The sequence below is a fragment of the Cyanobium sp. ULC082 genome (genome assembly GCF_977927535.1).
Genome location: NZ_OZ376397.1, coordinates 941,176 through 957,502, shown reverse-complemented (window position 1 = coordinate 957,502; position 16,327 = coordinate 941,176). Strand labels below are relative to the sequence as shown.

The 16,327-nt window shown below is 64.9% G+C and carries 18 protein-coding genes; 8 read left to right on the top strand and 10 right to left on the bottom strand.

What is annotated here, in order from left to right; genetic code table 11:
* The first annotated feature begins 150 nt into the window (after nt 1-150).
* From ACXMDY_RS05105 to ACXMDY_RS05090, 4 genes are all read left to right on the top strand, one after another.
* The gene (locus tag ACXMDY_RS05105) at nt 151-1,404 is read left to right on the top strand and encodes a ferredoxin:protochlorophyllide reductase (ATP-dependent) subunit N (RefSeq protein ID WP_259701263.1); all 1,254 of its coding nucleotides are present in this window, start codon (nt 151-153) and stop codon (nt 1,402-1,404) included.
* Entirely contained in the window at nt 1,395-3,014 is a 1,620-nt protein-coding gene (locus ACXMDY_RS05100; RefSeq protein ID WP_259701264.1) for a ferredoxin:protochlorophyllide reductase (ATP-dependent) subunit B, read from the top strand. The genes ACXMDY_RS05105 and ACXMDY_RS05100 overlap by 10 nt, the downstream gene beginning before the upstream one ends.
* Nucleotides 3,015-3,149: 135 nt before the next feature.
* Entirely contained in the window at nt 3,150-4,064 is a 915-nt protein-coding gene (bchL, locus tag ACXMDY_RS05095) for a ferredoxin:protochlorophyllide reductase (ATP-dependent) iron-sulfur ATP-binding protein (RefSeq protein ID WP_259701265.1), read from the top strand.
* 123 nt (nt 4,065-4,187) lie between these two features.
* Nucleotides 4,188-5,357 (top strand): glycerate kinase, encoded by a 1,170-nt coding sequence (locus tag ACXMDY_RS05090; protein ID WP_259701266.1) that lies wholly within the window; start codon nt 4,188-4,190, stop codon nt 5,355-5,357.
* A 32-nt stretch (nt 5,358-5,389) separates the two neighbouring features.
* Here the strand turns inward: ACXMDY_RS05090 and ACXMDY_RS05085 are convergent, their stop codons facing one another.
* The 5 genes from ACXMDY_RS05085 to psaM all read right to left on the bottom strand — a co-directional run bounded on the left by ACXMDY_RS05085 (nt 5,390) and on the right by psaM (nt 8,878).
* Nucleotides 5,390-6,277, bottom strand: a complete 888-nt coding sequence (locus ACXMDY_RS05085) for a hypothetical protein (protein ID WP_259701267.1) — start codon at nt 6,275-6,277, stop codon at nt 5,390-5,392.
* Nucleotides 6,274-6,879 carry a hypothetical protein gene (locus ACXMDY_RS05080; protein ID WP_259701268.1) on the bottom strand — a complete coding sequence of 202 codons (606 nt, stop codon included), beginning with the start codon at nt 6,877-6,879 and terminating at the stop codon, nt 6,274-6,276. Before ACXMDY_RS05080 ends, ACXMDY_RS05085 begins: the two co-directional genes overlap by 4 nt.
* A gap of 187 nt (nt 6,880-7,066) precedes the next feature.
* Entirely contained in the window at nt 7,067-8,095 is a 1,029-nt protein-coding gene (locus ACXMDY_RS05075) for a protochlorophyllide reductase (RefSeq protein WP_259701269.1), read from the bottom strand.
* Between the two features lie 112 nt (nt 8,096-8,207).
* Complete coding sequence (locus ACXMDY_RS05070; protein WP_457767412.1) at nt 8,208-8,450, bottom strand: hypothetical protein; 243 nt, start codon at nt 8,448-8,450, stop codon at nt 8,208-8,210.
* Nucleotides 8,451-8,773: 323 nt separating this feature from the next.
* The gene (gene psaM / locus ACXMDY_RS05065) at nt 8,774-8,878 is read right to left on the bottom strand and encodes a photosystem I reaction center subunit XII (protein ID WP_255087898.1); all 105 of its coding nucleotides are present in this window, start codon (nt 8,876-8,878) and stop codon (nt 8,774-8,776) included.
* 89 nt (nt 8,879-8,967) lie between these two features.
* On the opposite strand from psaM, the gene ACXMDY_RS05060 reads away from it, so the two are divergent.
* The gene (locus tag ACXMDY_RS05060) at nt 8,968-9,456 is read left to right on the top strand and encodes a CRR6 family NdhI maturation factor (RefSeq protein WP_259701271.1); all 489 of its coding nucleotides are present in this window, start codon (nt 8,968-8,970) and stop codon (nt 9,454-9,456) included.
* A gap of 25 nt (nt 9,457-9,481) precedes the next feature.
* Here ACXMDY_RS05060 and ACXMDY_RS05055 read toward each other — a convergent pair whose 3' ends face one another.
* Nucleotides 9,482-10,273: a sulfite exporter TauE/SafE family protein gene (locus tag ACXMDY_RS05055; RefSeq protein ID WP_259701272.1), complete on the bottom strand. Its 792-nt coding sequence runs from the start codon at nt 10,271-10,273 to the stop codon at nt 9,482-9,484.
* A gap of 83 nt (nt 10,274-10,356) precedes the next feature.
* Between ACXMDY_RS05055 and ACXMDY_RS05050 the strand changes: the two genes are divergently transcribed.
* Nucleotides 10,357-11,070 (top strand): lipoyl protein ligase domain-containing protein, encoded by a 714-nt coding sequence (locus tag ACXMDY_RS05050; protein ID WP_259701273.1) that lies wholly within the window; start codon nt 10,357-10,359, stop codon nt 11,068-11,070.
* Here ACXMDY_RS05050 and ACXMDY_RS05045 read toward each other — a convergent pair.
* Nucleotides 11,054-12,331, bottom strand: coding sequence for a site-2 protease family protein (locus ACXMDY_RS05045; protein ID WP_259701328.1), 1,278 nt, complete (start codon nt 12,329-12,331; stop codon nt 11,054-11,056). The genes ACXMDY_RS05050 and ACXMDY_RS05045 overlap by 17 nt on opposite strands.
* Nucleotides 12,332-12,411: 80 nt before the next feature.
* Here ACXMDY_RS05045 and ACXMDY_RS05040 point away from each other — a divergent pair, with 80 nt between their 5' ends.
* Nucleotides 12,412-13,077: a phosphoribosylanthranilate isomerase gene (locus tag ACXMDY_RS05040; protein ID WP_259701274.1), complete on the top strand. Its 666-nt coding sequence runs from the start codon at nt 12,412-12,414 to the stop codon at nt 13,075-13,077.
* Nucleotides 13,078-13,290: 213 nt separating this feature from the next.
* Nucleotides 13,291-13,770, top strand: a complete 480-nt coding sequence (locus ACXMDY_RS05035) for a hypothetical protein (protein WP_259701275.1) — start codon at nt 13,291-13,293, stop codon at nt 13,768-13,770.
* Between the two features lie 81 nt (nt 13,771-13,851).
* Here the strand turns inward: ACXMDY_RS05035 and folE are convergent, their stop codons facing one another.
* The 3 genes from folE to ACXMDY_RS05020 are packed head-to-tail and all read right to left on the bottom strand — an operon-like array spanning nt 13,852 to nt 16,327.
* The gene (gene folE / locus ACXMDY_RS05030) at nt 13,852-14,595 is read right to left on the bottom strand and encodes a GTP cyclohydrolase I (RefSeq protein WP_259701276.1); all 744 of its coding nucleotides are present in this window, start codon (nt 14,593-14,595) and stop codon (nt 13,852-13,854) included.
* Nucleotides 14,596-14,603: 8 nt separating this feature from the next.
* On the bottom strand, nt 14,604-15,314 hold the full coding sequence (locus ACXMDY_RS05025; RefSeq protein ID WP_259701277.1) for an SDR family oxidoreductase: 711 nt from the start codon (nt 15,312-15,314) through the stop codon (nt 14,604-14,606).
* Nucleotides 15,315-15,337: 23 nt separating this feature from the next.
* Nucleotides 15,338-16,327 (bottom strand): acetyl-CoA carboxylase carboxyltransferase subunit alpha, encoded by a 990-nt coding sequence (locus ACXMDY_RS05020; protein ID WP_259701278.1) that lies wholly within the window; start codon nt 16,325-16,327, stop codon nt 15,338-15,340.

Below are 16,327 nucleotides of genomic sequence, written 5' to 3'. Positions count from 1 at the left end.
ACTCATCACCGTCTGAGCTGGCCTTGATAAGCGTTGCTCATCCACCCTGAGAAATATGAAGCCATGTGAAGGAAAGCGCGGATGGGGCCGGTTCAAAATCTTCTTCGGCATCCTCTGAGGTAACCAGGAAGGGATCGATCGAACCCTTCCATGGCCGCTACGCCAACCCTGCCGCCGCTGATCAAGGAAAGCGGCCAGCGGGAGGTGTTCTGTGGCCTCACCTCGATCGTGTGGCTGCATCGCCGCATGCCCGATGCCTTTTTTCTGGTGGTCGGCTCCCGAACCTGCGCCCACCTGATCCAGTCGGCGGCAGGGGTGATGATCTTTGCCGAGCCCCGTTTCGGCACGGCGATCCTTGGCGAACGGGATCTGGCCGGCCTGGCTGATGCCAACGATGAGCTCGACCGGCTGGTGGGCGATCTGCTTGCCCGGCGACCCGAGATCCGCATGCTGTTCCTGGTCGGTTCATGCCCGTCCGAGGTGATCAAGCTCGACCTGGCCAAGGCCGCCGAGCGGCTCACCAGCCGATTGAGGGGGCGGGTGCGGGTGGTGAACTACTCAGGCAGCGGCATCGAAACCACCTTCACCCAGGGCGAGGATGCGGCCCTGGCGGCCCTGGTGCCGATGCTTCCCGCCACGGATGAAACCCAGCTGCTGCTGGTCGGCACCCTGGCGGATGGGGTGGAGGAACGGTTCCTCACCCTGTTCGAGCGCCTCGGGATCGGGCCGGTGCGCAGTCTGCCGCCGCGCCAGTCCACTGAGTTGCCACCAGTGGGCCCAGGAACCCGGCTGCTGCTTGCCCAGCCTTTCCTCAGTGATACCGTCCGGGCCCTCGAACGCCGGGGAGCCACAAGGATCGCCAGCCCATTTCCGCTTGGTGTGGAAGGAAGTTCTGCCTGGATGGCTGCCGCCGCCGCCGCCTTCGGAATCGACTCCGCCCACCGGGACACGGTGCTGGATCCCCTGGTGGCGCGTGGTCGGCGGGCCCTTGAGCCCCTGCGCCGCCAGCTGGAGGGCAAGCGCCTGTTCCTGCTGCCCGATTCCCAGCTGGAGATTCCCCTGGCCCGCTTCCTGAGCCGCGAGTGCGGCATGGAGCTGGTGGAGGTGGGCACCCCCTATCTCGACCGGCAACTGATGGCCGAGGAACTGGCCCTGCTGCCGCCCGGGACCCAGCTCAGTGAAGGCCAGGATGTGGAGCGTCAACTGGAGCGGGTGAGGTCCAGCCGACCTGATCTCGTGGTCTGCGGTCTTGGCCTGGCCAATCCCCTGGAGGCCGAAGGCATCGCCACGAAATGGTCGATCGAACTGGTGTTCAGCCCGATTCACGGTTGTGACCAGGCTGCCGATCTGGCCGAACTGTTCGCCCGTCCCCTGCACCGTCGCGATCTTCTCCAATGGAACTGACCCTCTGGACCTACGAAGGCCCGCCCCATGTGGGTGCGATGCGCGTCGCCGCCTCGATGGAGGGTGTGCACTACGTGCTGCATGCCCCCCAGGGCGATACCTATGCCGATCTCCTGTTCACGATGATCGAGCGACGCGGCCGCCGTCCGCCCGTCACCTACACCACCTTCCAGGCCCGCGACCTCGGCGGGGACACGGCTGAACTGGTGACGCGCTCGATCCAGCAGGCGGTGGATCGGTTTCAGCCGGAAGCCCTTCTGGTCGGTGAGAGCTGCACGGCCGAGCTGATCCAGGACCAGCCGGGATCGCTGGCAGCCGGCATGGGGCTTGGGATCCCGGTGGTCAGCCTGGAGCTGCCCGCCTACTCGAAAAAGGAGAACTGGGGTGCGGCTGAAACCCTCTACCAGCTCTGTCGCGGCCTGCTCAGGAACCAACTGCCTCCTCCAGGCAGCCCCAAGGCTGATCCGACCCGTTGGCGTGCCGAAGACCGTCGGCCACGGGTGAACCTCCTCGGCCCCAGCCTGCTGGGCTTTCGCTGCCGTGACGACGTCAGGGAATTGCGGAGCCTCCTGGCGGAGCACGGCATCGATGTGAACACGGTGGCACCGCTGGGCGCCAGGCCCGCCGACCTGCTGCGGCTGCCGGCCGCCGATGTGAACCTCTGCCTCTACCCGGAGGTGGCCGCTCCCCTCTGCAGCTGGCTGGAGCGCAGTTTCGGCACACCGGTGCTGAAAACGGTGCCGATCGGCATCGGTGCCACAGCCCAGTTCCTGAGGGAGCTTCACGCCCTGCTCGGTCTGGAGGCACCGGCCAGCCTGGAGGCAGATCAGAGCTCGCGGCTGCCCTGGTATTCCCGTTCGGTGGATTCCACCTACCTCACCGGCAAGCGGGTGTTCATCTTTGCCGATGCCACCCACGCGATCGCGGCTGCGCGGATCGCCAGCCGTGAACTCGGCTTCACGGTGGTGGGGCTCGGCACCTACAGCCGCGAACAGGCCCGTGAGGTGCGTGCCGTCGCCCAAGAACTCGGCCTTGAGGCGCTCATTTCCGACGACTACCTGGCGGTGGAGCAAGCCATGGCCGAGGCCGCTCCGGAGCTGGTGCTCGGCACCCAGATGGAGCGCCACAGCGCCAAGCGGCTCGGTATTCCCTGCGCGGTGATCAGCGCCCCCCTCCATGTGCAGGATGTGCCGGCTCGCTATGCCCCCCAGATGGGCTGGGAGGGAGCCAACGTGATTTTCGACACCTGGGTGCATCCCTTGATGATGGGGCTGGAGGAACACCTGATCGGCATGTTCCGCCACGACTTCGAATTCATCGAGGGCCACCGCAGCCATCTGGCAGACGGGGCGCCAGCGGTCGCCAGCGCCACCGATCCCCGCCGAGAGGAAGCTCCGGTGCCAACGCTGATCGGGACGGTGCAGGATCTCGCCATCCCTGTCGATGCATCTCCGCTCTGGACGCCCGATGGGGAGGCGGAACTGGCCAAGATCCCCTTCTTCGTGCGCGGCAAGGTGCGGCGCAACACCGAAATCTTTGCCCGGGAGCGGGGCGTCGCCCGGATTGATGCGGAGGTTCTCTACGACGCCAAGGCCCAGCTCAGCCGCTGAATCGCTGGGTGGAGCCGATCCTCAGCCTGAGCATCAGCTCGATTGTTGATGTTTCGGTTTGCACGAACCCCCTGCAGCCACAGGGGGCTTGCCCTTAGATGAATCGATCGCCGTTCCCTCGGCTTGCCATTTCCCATGACCACCACACTCACGCCTCCCACCACCGCAGGGGCCCCGTCGGGCCATGAAGACGGCGAAGGCAGCCTGCAGGTGCATCAGGACGCTGCGATGGCGATCGAGGAGGGTGCCCTGGTGATCGCCGTCTACGGCAAGGGCGGCATCGGCAAATCCACCACCTCTTCCAACCTCTCGGCCGCCTTCTCGAAGCTGGGCAAGCGGGTGCTTCAGATCGGCTGCGATCCCAAGCACGATTCCACCTTCACCCTCACCAAGAGGATGGTGCCCACGGTGATCGACATCCTCGAAACCGTCGACTTTCACACCGAGGAGCTCCGCCCTGAAGATTTCGTCTTCGAGGGCTACAACGGCGTGATGTGCGTGGAATCGGGTGGCCCGCCGGCCGGCACCGGCTGCGGCGGCTACGTCACCGGCCAGACGGTGAAATTGCTCAAGGAACACCACCTGCTGGAAGACACCGACGTGGTGATCTTCGATGTGCTCGGCGATGTGGTCTGCGGTGGCTTCGCCGCCCCCCTGCAGCACGCTCACTATTGCCTGATCGTCACGGCGAACGACTTTGACTCGATCTTCGCCATGAACAGGATCATGCAGGCGATCAATGCCAAGGCCAAGAACTACAAGGTGCGGCTCGGTGGTGTGATCGCCAACCGCTCCGAAGAAACCGACCAGATCGATAAGTTCAATCAGCGCACCGGCCTGCGCACGATGGCCCACTTCAAGACCGTGGATGCGATCAGGAAATCACGCCTGAAGAAGTGCACGATCTTCGAGATGGAAGCCAGCCCGGAAGTGGAAGCGGTGCAACAGGAGTATCTGAGCCTGGCTCAGAAGATGCTCAGCGACGTGGAGCCGCTGGAGGCCGAGTCGCTCAAGGACCGGGATATCTTCGATCTGCTGGGCTTCGATTGACGGGCAGATGGACCGTGCGGTCGCGCTGGGGGCTGGCGCTCCCATTGGCCGCATTCCGAACGATCGGTGAATCAGGGTGATCAGCCTGGCTGCTGAGCGCGACGATCCATCCGAAAGCCTTCCATGAAGATCGTGCTGGCGCCGGATTCCTTCAAGGGTTCGATGACGGCTCTGGAGGTGTGCGATGGGTTTCGAGAGGGTGTGCGCCGCGTTCGACCCGACGCCGAACTGGTTGCCCTGCCGATGGCCGATGGCGGTGAAGGCACCACCGAGGCACTCGTCGCCGCCTGTGGCGGGGAGCGGATCAGCGTTGCGGCCACCGGGCCCCTGCCGGACCAGCGGCGGCCGGTCGATGGCCTGATCGGACTGATCCACGGCGGAAGCACAGCGGTGATCGAGATGGCCTGTGTCTCCGGATTGCCGCTCATTCCTGTCGCCAGTCGCAATCCACTCCACACCACCAGCTATGGCACCGGGCAGCTGATCGGCGCGGCCCTGGATCGGGGGGCACGCCGCCTGATCGTGGGAATCGGCGGCTCGGCCACCAATGACCTCGGCGTCGGCATGGCCCAGGCGCTGGGCATCCGTTTCTTCCGGGCCGATGGCAGGGAGATGCTTGAGCCGATCACCGCAGAAGGCCTGGCTGAGGTGGCCAGGATCGATCCAGCCGGTCTCCACCCGGCTGTGGCGCAGAGCCACATCCTGGTGGCCTGTGACGTGGATAACCCACTGCTGGGTCCCGATGGCTGCAGTGCTGTCTATGGACCCCAGAAGGGGGCCGACGCCGTGATCGTCGGGAGGCTGGAAGCCCTGCTCGGCCAGGCGATCGACCTGATCGAACCCACGTTCGGCCGTCGGGTCCGCCACCAGCCAGGCGCCGGTGCTGCCGGGGGCCTGGGCGCCGGACTGATCGCCTTTCTCGGCGCCGAGCTCCGGCCCGGTATCGACCTGGTCATGGAGGCCTGCGGCTTCACCGAAGCCATCCGGGGCGCCCAGCTCGTGCTGACCGGCGAGGGACGGATTGATCAGCAGACCCTGCATGGCAAAACGATCCGAGGCGTGGTGCAGCGCTCGCAGCGGCAGGGGGTCCCGGTGGTGGCCATTGTCGGCAGCATCGGTGCGGGAGCGGAACTCCTCTACGGCATGGGTCTGACCAGCATCGTGTCCCTGGTGCCCGGTCCGGTGAGCCTTCAGCAGGCCATGGATCAAGGCCGGGAGATGGTCGCCGATACGGCCGAGCGGGTGATGCGCCTCTTCCTGGCCACAGCTGGGAGGGCGGACCAGGGTGGTTGATCAGCCTCGGGACTGGCCGAGGCCCAAGGCGGTCAGATCTCCGCGGCTGCCCGCTCCACCAGTCGCCGGGCCACCGCCTGCACGCCGGTATGGGCATAGGTGTCGGTGAAGGCATCGAGGAATGCGGCCAGCTGATCAAAGCGCCCCTGCCAGGGGCCGATGCTTCCTTCAAGCGCAGCCACCGCCTTCTGACCGCTCAGGCCCAGTTGGCCCACGAAGCCACCAGCCCAGCCCAGCCATTGATCCACCCCACGGCGCAGAAAGCTCATGTGGGCAGCATCGCCCCGGCCAGGGATCAGTGCTGCCATCCGCCCGTAGGCCGGCAGTTTGTGGAGGTCGCCGCTGCCGGCGGCTCCAAGCAGGCCGTCGAGGCGTTGCAGGGCCTGATCGCCGAGGGGGAGGAGTCCGTCGAAGCAGATCAGGGCTGCCATCCGCACCCGGGCCTCTCCGGCGTAGTCGGCCAGGGCGGCGCCGAAATCGGCGAAGCTGTCTCCAGGCAGGCCGTTCACCTGGGTGAAGGCCAGCAGCTCAGCCCCGACCTTCAGGCTCAGGTCCACGGCCTGGAGTGTGTCCCCCGGCGGGGTGATGCCTGAGATCCGCTTCAGCAGGGGCAGGCCGGCCGTGACATTGGCCAGCAGACGCAATCCACCGGTGGCGTGCTGGGAGCGGTTCACCGCGTCGTAGAGGCTCAGGGCCCGGCCATACCCCTCGGCGCGGGCGCCGCTGAGTTGATCGGCGCGGATCCTGACCTGTCGGATCAGCTGAGGATCCTGGCTACCGATCACCTCGCTGATCATCTGGTCGGCGCTGGTGGGGTTGCTCCAGCCACCAGGAACCAGGGTGCTGATGCCCTTGAGAGCCAGCACCGTGAGATCTCTGCGAGGCAGGCGCTCAAGGCGTTCGAGGACAGTACGGCTCATGCGGCAGGTTGCAGCTCGGGCTGGGGCTGGAGGGTGGCTGGAGGCGCTGCCGGCAGGGCTTCGCCGAGCTGCTCAGCCAGCTGGCCACGGGGCTTGGTGCGGCTCTGACGGCTGGGTTCCAGGGCTGCGATTCGGGGGAGATCGAAGGCGCCGAGCAAGGCGTGCCTCCGTTGCGGATCCAGCCCACTGCCCTGGCCGATCACCTTGACCTGAAAACGATCGGCCACCAGCAGGGCGCTGGCCTGGGGCCCCTGTTCGACCAGGGGCCAACCGGCGATCGCCTCGCTGGCGGACTCGAACTTGGCCCTGGCCTCCGGCGCCGTGCTGGTGTCGGAGATGGCCAGCAGGGCCACCACGGCGCCATCGCGCTTCAGCCTGGCTTCACTGAAACCGCGCTTCTCCTGGCTGAAGACAAGGTCTTCTCCAGCTGCCGGTGCGGGGAAGAGGCGATTGAAGGCCGTCCCATTGACCACCTCCTGTTTGGAGATGCCAGCAACGGTTCCACCGGGAAACCAATCGGAGAAGGGCAGCAGCAGAGCCCCGCCCACAATCAGCAGCCCGGCCAGTCCGATGGCCAGGGCCCAGCGCAATGGTCGAGGCATCGGCATACTTCGCTAAGAACTTTCAGGCTGGGAACGTGAGGCTGAAAATCGCAGGATTGGGAATCCTGATTTTTGCTATGACGAGGCCCTGCGGAACCCGATCAATCCAAGCCTGTCTTAGCAGGCTTCAGCAGCTCTGCTCCGCCCTCTACTTGGAGGGCGGTGAATCTGTCACCCACCGAGAGCATCAGACACGCTCGACCAGCTGGCTGGTGAGATCCCACATCAGCTCCGCCGTGGCCTGATCACTGGCTTTCTCGGAGAGCTCCTGGATGAATTGCCTGCCGTTGGCCGATTGGCGGTTCCCCCAGCTCCAGTGCGCGCCTGAGCTGGCGAAGGCCGGGTCGGCCACCACCATGGCGACCCGCTCACCGGCAAGCTCCTGACTCACGTATCCACCGGTGATGTTCTTCTGGAACCAGGGAAAGATGCGCTGGAACAGCGGATAGCTGTTGCGGAAAAGGGGCGTATCGGCGACGCAGCCGGGGTACAGGGATGTGAACACGATGCCCGTGCTGGCATGCAGCCGCCTGTGCAGCTCTCGGGTGGTGATCATGTTGCAGAGCTTGCTGTCCTTGTAGGCCTTGCCAGGCTTGAAGGGCTTGGCATCGGCCATGCTGATCGGCGCCTGAAAGCCGGCCCGGAAGCCGGCCAGATCGCCCAGATCAGCGGGTGCAGGGATAGGAATCTTGCCACCGAGTTCCTTTGAGTTGGCCGTGACGGTGCCGAGGATCACCAGCCGTCTGGATGGATGCGCCGAGCGTTCGAGCTCCTTGAGCAGAAGCTGAATCAACAGGAAATGCCCGAAATGGTTGGTGGCCATCGAGAGTTCGTAGCCCTGGGGGGAGCGTCGGGGCTGCTTGAGCAGGGGCAGGTACACGGCTGCGTTGCAGACCATGGCGTCGAGCGAACGTCCTGTCGCCTTGAAGGCTTCCGGCACTTTCCTGACGCTGGCGAGATCACCGAGGTCCACCTGCAGATGACTCAGGCAGCTCTCGGGAATGCCCAGGCTTGCTGCTGCTGCGCGGGCCTTGGCCGTGTCCCGGCAGGCCATCACCACATGCCAGCCCCTGGCTGCGAGGGCCTTGGCGGCATGAAGGCCGACGCCTGAGGAAGAGCCTGTGATCAGAACGGTGCCCGGGGCTTGCGCTGCTGCCGGGCTGAGCGGCTGGGCTGTCGCCAACGGCTGGATGGCTGGATCGGAATCGGACGCCATGCTGGCGAATTGCTGCGTTGAGCCCATACCTAAAGCCAGCCGGGTGCCTCAGCGGCTGCCGGATGAGTGGAATTCAACAGAAGGTGATGGTTGCCCGGCTCGCCGCGGATGTTCAGAGGCGGGAGTGAAGCGAACTGGATTGTTTGGGGGGCTCCCAGACCACCCGGAGGCGATTCGGGGCGATCCATTGATCCTGCTCTCGCAGCAGCTGCTGTTCTCCTTCCTTTGAAAAGAGCTTGTCGAAACGGGCCTGGGCCCGCCGCAGCCGGGCGGTTTCGATATCGAGGATGGCGCTCAGTTCACCGTGACGATCGAGCCGTTGCTGATAGGCAGCGGCGAGATGGGTGAGACTCACGGCGGCCAACATGGCAACACCGAGTTTGACGGTGAGCCCGATCACGCTGCACAACACCTCCTGCCGCTCGCCCGAGGGCCGCTGCTGAGGGCGTGGAGATTCAGAACGACTCGGTCCGTCGCTGCGCCTGCGCCGGCCAGTCTCCTGGGAGGGCTCAAACGGTGATGATCCCGCCGTTGAAGAACCGATCGTGGATGATCCAGTCGATCTTGAGCCGAAGGGAGCGGAGCGCTGGGCGGCTGTCAAGGCGGAGTCGCGAGCTAGGCCCCGCTTCTAACAGCTCTCCGTGCAGATGCCAAGGTCCAGGGCTTCCCGTTTCTGGATCAGGCGTTGTAAAGGCTGACGCAGAGGCGAATCGCCAGCACACCGGCGTGGGCGGCGACCACTAGAGCGATCAGCACTTCTACCTGGCTGAGTGTTGTGACCATGGCCGACGACGGGGAACGATTGTCGCCACCATTGTTCAGCTCCAACTCACCCCTCGCCGCTGCCAGGCCGCGGGTTGTCATAGCTCTTGATGGCTCCCTCCTCCGCTCCGCTCACGATCTCGGCCAGCCAGATCCGCTCGCTCGATCTGACCCCGCTCCAGCTCTGGCGCGATCTACCCCCGGCGGCCCTGCTGGAGCGTGCTGGCAAGCTTGCCTTGAACTTCGAGTGGCCGCGGTCGGAGGCGGATCCGCGGGAACTCTCCGAGTTGCCCGAATTGCGGCTCTGGAGCCTGCGGGCCGACGCGCTGCATCCCTGGTTGCCCTTGATTCTGGAGCGAAGCAGTGGCCAGCTCTGTCGTCATGTGGCGATGTTGCTTCCCCATGGCTTCAGCCGCACCGAGGGCATCCGTTTCGCCCCGGAATCCCTGGAACTCTGGATCACCCACCGGCTCTTCCTGCTCGATCACTGGAGTCAGCTGCATGGGCTCGGTTGTCGCGGTGGGCTGGCCCAGATGGCGGCGATGCTCGGCTTTGAACTGGACTCAGCGTTCTGGCAACCCCTGCCTCTGAACGGTTGAATGCTGCTGGGCCTGGGGCGGACGTTCAGCTGCTGAGCCCCAGGCTGATCGCCCTTCGGCCGGCGTCGATCGCCAGCAGCAGGGTGACCAGCCGGAGCAGCCAGACCAGGGTCTGTTCACTCACCCGGTCCAGCCGGGCGGCTGACCAGCGAGCTGAAAAGGCCGCGGATCCGCCCAGCAGCAGGGCCATCGAGGCATTGGCTCGCCCCCCGATCAGAAACTCGGCAGAGGCGGCTGAACTGGAGCAGAGCACGGCAAGAGTGCTGAGCCGGATGGCCTGATGGATCGGCACACCCAGAATGCGCACCATCAGCGGCACCATCAGCAGTCCGCCGCCGAGGCCGAGCAGGCCGCCGCCGAGTCCACCGACGCTGCCCACGGCGATCAGGCCGATGGCAGCCACTCGTGGCTGCTCCCTGCTGTCCGCCTCTGACTGCGTCGCACGGATGCTGAAGGCCAGAAGTCCGTACATGGCCGCCTGGATCGCCAGCAGGTGCCAGCCGCTCAGCCCGTTGCCGAGATGGCTGAACAGGAGGCCGCTGCCGGCGGCGCTGAGGCCGATCCAAATGCCCTCACGCCAGGCCAGCCTGCCGGTTCGAAGATGGGACCAGGTCCCCCCGAAGGTGGTGGGCACGATGGCCAGGGTGCTGGTGGCCAGAGCCTGGTGGGGGGTGAGGCCGAGCAGGAGCAGCAGGGGTGAGAAGACCAGACCACCTCCGACACCCAGCAGCCCTGAGAGCAGGCCGGCCAGCAGGCCGAGGGGCAGCAGGGGCAGCAGCTCCATCACCATGGTGGGATCAAGAGCACTCCTGACCATTGGCTCCAGGATCTCCCATCACCCCACCATTCCCAAGCCGCTGGCGCTGGATTCCGCCACTCAACGGCCCAGGCGACTGGCAGATGGCCATCGATGAGTGGCTGCTCGATGAGCTGGTGGCTGGCCGTGGATCGGCAGCCTTTCGCTTCTACACCTGGTCGACCCCCACCCTTTCCCTTGGTTTCCACCAGCGCACGCTGGAGCCCCACTGGACCACTCTGGAGCAGCAGGGGCTGATCAAGGTGGTGCGGCGACCGAGCGGTGGTCGGGCGGTTCTGCACGGTGGTTGCCTCACCTATGCCCTGCTGTGGCCCCAGGCTCCAGGGCCGCGCAGCCTCAGTTATCGCCTGGCGAGCCAGTGGTTGCTGGATGGATTTCAGCAACTTGGCTGCCCCCTGGCCTTCGGCTCTTCGGCGCCCGGGCTGCAGCGCAGCAGCTGCTTTGCCACCAGCACCAGCGCTGATCTGGTGGAGCTCAACGGAGCCAAGCGGGTGGGGAGTGCCCAGCTGTGGCGCCAGGGCCATCTGCTTCAGCACGGCAGTGTGCAGCTCTCGCCCACCCCAGGCCTCTGGATGGAGATCTTCGGCGCCGAGCCACCTGAGCTGTCTGCCCTGCCGATCGATGGGGATGCCCTCCTGGCGCATCTGCGTTGTTCGGCAGAGGCGGCTCTGGGTGGGGGTGGATTTGATTCGAGCCCGCTCAACGAGACGGAGCTTGCCGCGATCGATCTCCGTCGACAGCAGGCTGGGAGCGAACCAGTGCCCCTGGCTCGGGCCGGCCTCACTTCGCGGAGCTGATCGCAGGCGGGGTGGCGGGCGGTGAGCCGGGTTCCGCAGGGAGAGAGCCGGCGATGCCACGGGCTACCTGGCCAAGGGCCAGGCCCATCGGGTAGCTGCCCTGTCGCCGGGCCGCATCCAACAAGGCCGTCGGCAGGCGCAGGCCCAGACGCTTCAGCACCGCTTCGGAAAGCTCCGGACGCTCAATGGTCCCGGATGGGAGGCCCGCGTCACTGAGCACAAGCAGACGATTGACGCCAGGCTCTTCCAGTTTGAGGGCCGCCTGCCACAGCGGCGCAGACTCGCTGATGGAACTGAGCGAGGCAAGCGGCTGCAGGTGATCCCCCACCTGCTCGATCTCCCAGCGCTGGACCGGCAGTGATTGCAGGGCTCCATCGTCGATCAGGCCTTTCCAGCGGCCCCGATCACAGACAAGGATCCAGTCAGCAGGCTGGTTGGAGGGATCACTGCGGCGAACCCCGCTGAGCTCCTTCAACGAGGCATCGGCCTCGAGAACCCGGAAACGACGGCCGGCGGCCTCACGGACCTTGAGATCGCGGAGGGCCGTCTCCAGGGAGAGCAGCTGGAGCTGGCTCCTGGAGGCGCCGAGCCCGAACCAACCCAGCAGCACCAGCCAGATCGCTCCGAAGCCGCCGCCACGAAGCACCAGCAGGGTGCCCATGCCGATCGCCATCAGCGACAGGAAGCGGCCGATCGCCGCCGCAACCTGCACCCCACGCCGCTGGCTGCCGGTGTGCTGCCACACCAGCGCCTTGACGATCAGACCGCCATCCAGGGGCAGACCGGGCAGCAGGTTGAACAGGCCAAGCATGAGGTTCAGGCCCCCGAGCTGCTCCACCATTTCGCCCGCCATCGGCGAGAGGTGGGAAACGAAGTGACTGCCTTGAAGCAGCAGCCCGGCCAGCACCAGGCTGACCAGGGGGCCGGCGGCCGCCACCTGCAGAGCGGCCAGCGCCGTGCTGCACTCCCGCTCCACCGTGGCCACCCCGCCCAGCATGAACAGGGTGATGCTGCGGACCTTGACGCCGTGGGCGATCGCCACCAGCGAATGGCCCAGCTCATGCAGCAGCACCGAAACGAACAGCAGCAGCGCCGTTGCCAGGGAGAGCAACCAGAGACTGAGCAGGGAGGCCTGGCCGGCGAACTGGGCGCTGTACTGCTGCTGAAAGAGCACTGTGACCAGGCCGAGAATCACGAACCAGCTGGGATGGATCCGCAGGGGTATGCCCTGGATCCTCATCAGCAACCATCCCTCGCCCACGCGATTCATTCCGGCTATGCCTCAGGCGGAGCCCGAAGTCGTCGAACATGAATCTTAGAAAGACCACCGCTCCTGAGGCCGTGCCTGTTCCGTTGTTGAAGATCTGCGGCCTGCGGCGGAGTGATCAGGCGGTGGCGGTGGCGAGCAGCGGCGCCGATGCGGTGGGCGTGATCGCCGTGGAGGGATCCCCCCGCTGGCTGGAGCCGCCCCTCCGCCCTGGCCTGTTCGCCGCTCTGCACCAGAGCAGTCCGCACTGCCTGGGCGTGCTTGTGGTGGCGGATCCAGGGGACGATGAGCTTGATTCGCTCCGGCCAGAGCAGGGCGGCCACGACGTGGTTCAGCTCCATGGCCGGGAATCACCGCAGCACTGCCGTCAGCTGGCCGAGCAGCTGGGATGCCCCCTCTGGAAGGCCCTGCGCGTGCGCCACCCCGCTGATCTGCAGCGGGTGATGGCCTACGCCGGTGCTGTGGATGCCGTGTTGCTTGATGCCTGGGTGCCTGACCAGCTGGGGGGCAGTGGTCAGCGAATCCCGATCGAGTGGTTGAGCGGCTTTCAACCGGCCATGCCGTGGTGGCTGGCCGGTGGGATCTCTCCGGAGAACGTGGCGGCTGTTCTGGCCGCGGTTCAACCGGATGGGCTGGATGTCTCCAGTTCGGTGGAGCTGGCTCCGGGCCTCAAGGATCTGGGGAGGGTGAGCCAGCTGATTGAAGCAATCAGGGCAGCCCATCCTCGGCTCGCTCCCTGAGCCGAGGATGGGCTGCCAACGGAACCTGGCCCTGTGACATCTGGGGCCTTCAGGGCCCTTCAGGAGTGGATTGAGGGGATGATCAACGAAACGGCTCAGCGTCCGGGGCAATCCAGCTTCGGGGATCTGCAGAATTCAATGGATTCAATGGGACTTCCTGACGTGCCGATGGTCCGCAGCCTGTCGAGGGCACCAAGGCGATCGGCCATCGCCATGGCTGCTCTGCTTGGTTCGTTGCTCGCTTCAGGTCTGGCCCAGGCCCAGGGAATGGTGCCCGGTTGTCAGTTGGTGGATGGCAGCCTGCAGTGTGTGCCTGGACTGACGGCTGATCCCGAGCAGCAGATCCAGATCCTGCGGAAGCAGATCAGCGCTGATCAAGGCCTGGAAACCGTTGTGAACCAGCAACAGGCCCTTGTTCAGCAGGCACTGCTGGCCGGCCCCGCCCTGGTGGGTGCTGTCTTGAGCGCGTCATTGACAGGTTCCGGAGCCTCTCCTGTGGATTTCCACTGGTATCGAATCGCGCCGGGACAGCAGAGCTGGCAGCTCATTCCTGAGGCAAGGGGGGCGAGTTACCGACTGACGATGCTGGATGTGGGTCAGCAACTGATGGTGGTATCCGTGAGTGGAGCCGGCACCACAACCGTCAGACAGAGCTCACAACCTGTTGGGCCTGTCACTCAGACCCCTCGCTGATCACGGCAGCCACAGCCTGCTGCATGATCTCCGTACTGCCCGATCACATTTCCGGCAGCTGGATACCGGGCATATGAATGCTCAGCTGGTGAGCATCGATTCCTGCTGCCTGACCAGCTCGAAAAATTCCTGTTTCAGGCTGGGATCGTGGCGGAAGTCCCCACGAACGACGGAATTCACCATGCTGGTCTGTGGTTCCTTGACCCCACGCCATTTCATGCAGTAATGCTGGGCCTTGACAAGGATCGCCAGCCCCTGCGGACAGCAGAGCCGTTCGATTTCATCGGCCAGGATCATCACAGCTTCTTCCTGGATGTGGGGGCGTGAAAAGACCCAATCTGCCACCCGGGCGAATTTGGAGAGCCCGATCACACGGTCCCCTGGTTTGATGCCGATCCAGCAGTTGCCCAGGATGGGCACAAGATGGTGGGAGCAGGCAGAACGGATGCTGATCGGCCCGACGGTATAGATCTCATCGAGCTTCTTGACGTTTGGAAAACTGGCGATTTTGGGCTGTTGATGGTAACGACCCTTGAAAACTTCATGAAGATACATCCGAGCAACGCGCTCAGCTGTTTCTTCGGTGTTGTGGTCGTGGTCGATATCAATCACCAAACTGCGCAGCATCTCCCTCACCTTGCCGGCAACCTCGATTTCCAGTTGCTCCAGATCACCATCCTGAAGAAAATCGGAAATGTTGTCGTTGGCGAAGAAGGAGGCCCCGGCTTGCACGAGCCTTTCCCGAATGCGATGGCTGATCGGTGCAGGCGCCAGCTCCGGGGCCGTTGCCCGTGGGAGTGAAGCGGAAGGAAGGGTGGATGTCATGGAAGACTTCAGAAAGCTCCGGTGGCGGGCATGAGGGTGAGATCCTCCACCACTTGGGTGGAAGGCTGTTGAGCGAGAAACAGGAGGGCTTCAGCTGCTTGGTCTGCACTTAGCATGGCACGGGTGTCGAAACTTCCGTTGACGGTATCCGACACCCACAGGGGGGTATTCACGCTCCCGAGGGTCAGGGTGCAGACCCTGACTCCGTGACTGCGCTCTTCTTCTGCAAGGCAACGGCTGAACGCTTCGAGTGCGGCCTTCGATGTGCAATAGGCGCCCCAGTTGGGGAAGGCCCTTCGGGCAGCATGGCTGCTGACGTTGATGATCAGGCCCGATCCCGTAGCCCGCAGTGTGGGCAAGACGGCCTGGCAGACCTGAAACACGCTGGTGACATTGAGTTGAAGGAGCCATTGCCAGTGGCTCAGGGTCATCTCAGCCAGAGAGCCGGTGTAGGCAGCTCCAGCATTGTTGATCACCACCGCAGGGGTGATTCCGAGCGAAAGCAACTGATGGATTGCCCCAGTGATCGAGTCGGCGTCATTGAGATCGGCAGTCACAACCCCGACCTGGCAGTCGGAACTCCGCAAGGAGTCGGCCAGGAGGTCCAGCTCCGCGCTGGGACGGGCCAGGAGCAGAAGATCCCAGCCTGCTGAGGCAAAGCGTCGTGCCGTTGCTGCACCAATACCCCTGGAGGCACCCGTGATCAGAACAGCAGCCAAACAACCTCCTTAACAATTTTATTTTAATTGCTCAGAGAAGAATCTGTGGCCCCGGCTTCGATGAACCTGCCGATCCGGCGGAACTTTTCGTAACGCTGGTTCAGCAGATCCGCTTCGGATAACGCACAAAGGCTGGCCAGCTGCTCCAGCAGGGCCTCTTTCAGCGTTTTGGCCGCCTGGAGGGGCGACCAGTGGTTCCCCCCAGACGGTTCGCTCAGCACTCCGTCGATCACGCCGAGCTGGAGCAGGTCGGCGGCGGTGATCTTCAGGGCTGCCGCCGCGGTCGTCGCCTTCGCCGCGTCCCGCCACAGAATCGAGGCGCAGGCTTCCGGGCTGGCCACGGTATACACGCTGTGCTCAAACATCAGCAGGCGGTCGGCCACACCGATGCCGAGCGCGCCGCCGGATCCGCCTTCCCCGATCACCGTGGCGATGATCGGAACCCTGAGCCGGAACATCTCCCGCAGATTCACGGCGATCGCCTCGCCCTGTCCCTGTTCCTCTGCCAGCACCCCCGCATAGGCACCCGGAGTGTCGATGAAGCTGAGGATCGGCAGCCGGAAACGATCGGCGTGGTCCATCAGTCGCATCGCTTTGCGGTAGCCGCCTGGTGAGGCCATGCCGAAGTTGCGGGCCACATTCTCCTTGGTGTCGCGACCTTTCTGATGGCCCAGCAGCACCACGGCGTGGGATCCAATGCGACCGATTCCCCCCACCAGGGCCTGGTCATCGGAGCCGCGCCGATCCCCATGCAGCTCCAGCCACTCCTCGGTGATCACCTGGATGTAATCCAGGGTGCTGGGCCTCTGGGGGTGGCGCGCCACCTGGATCTTCTGGGAGGGACTCAACGCACCGAAGATCTCCTCGCGGCGCCGGGCGGCGAGGGTTTCCAGCTGGAGGAGCTGCTGGCTGACATCCACTTCGGAATCCTTGGCCAGCTGGCGGATCTGTTCAATCTGCTCCTCCAGTTCAACGAGGGGTTTTTCGAAGTCGAGCAGGGGGCGGCGGGCCAT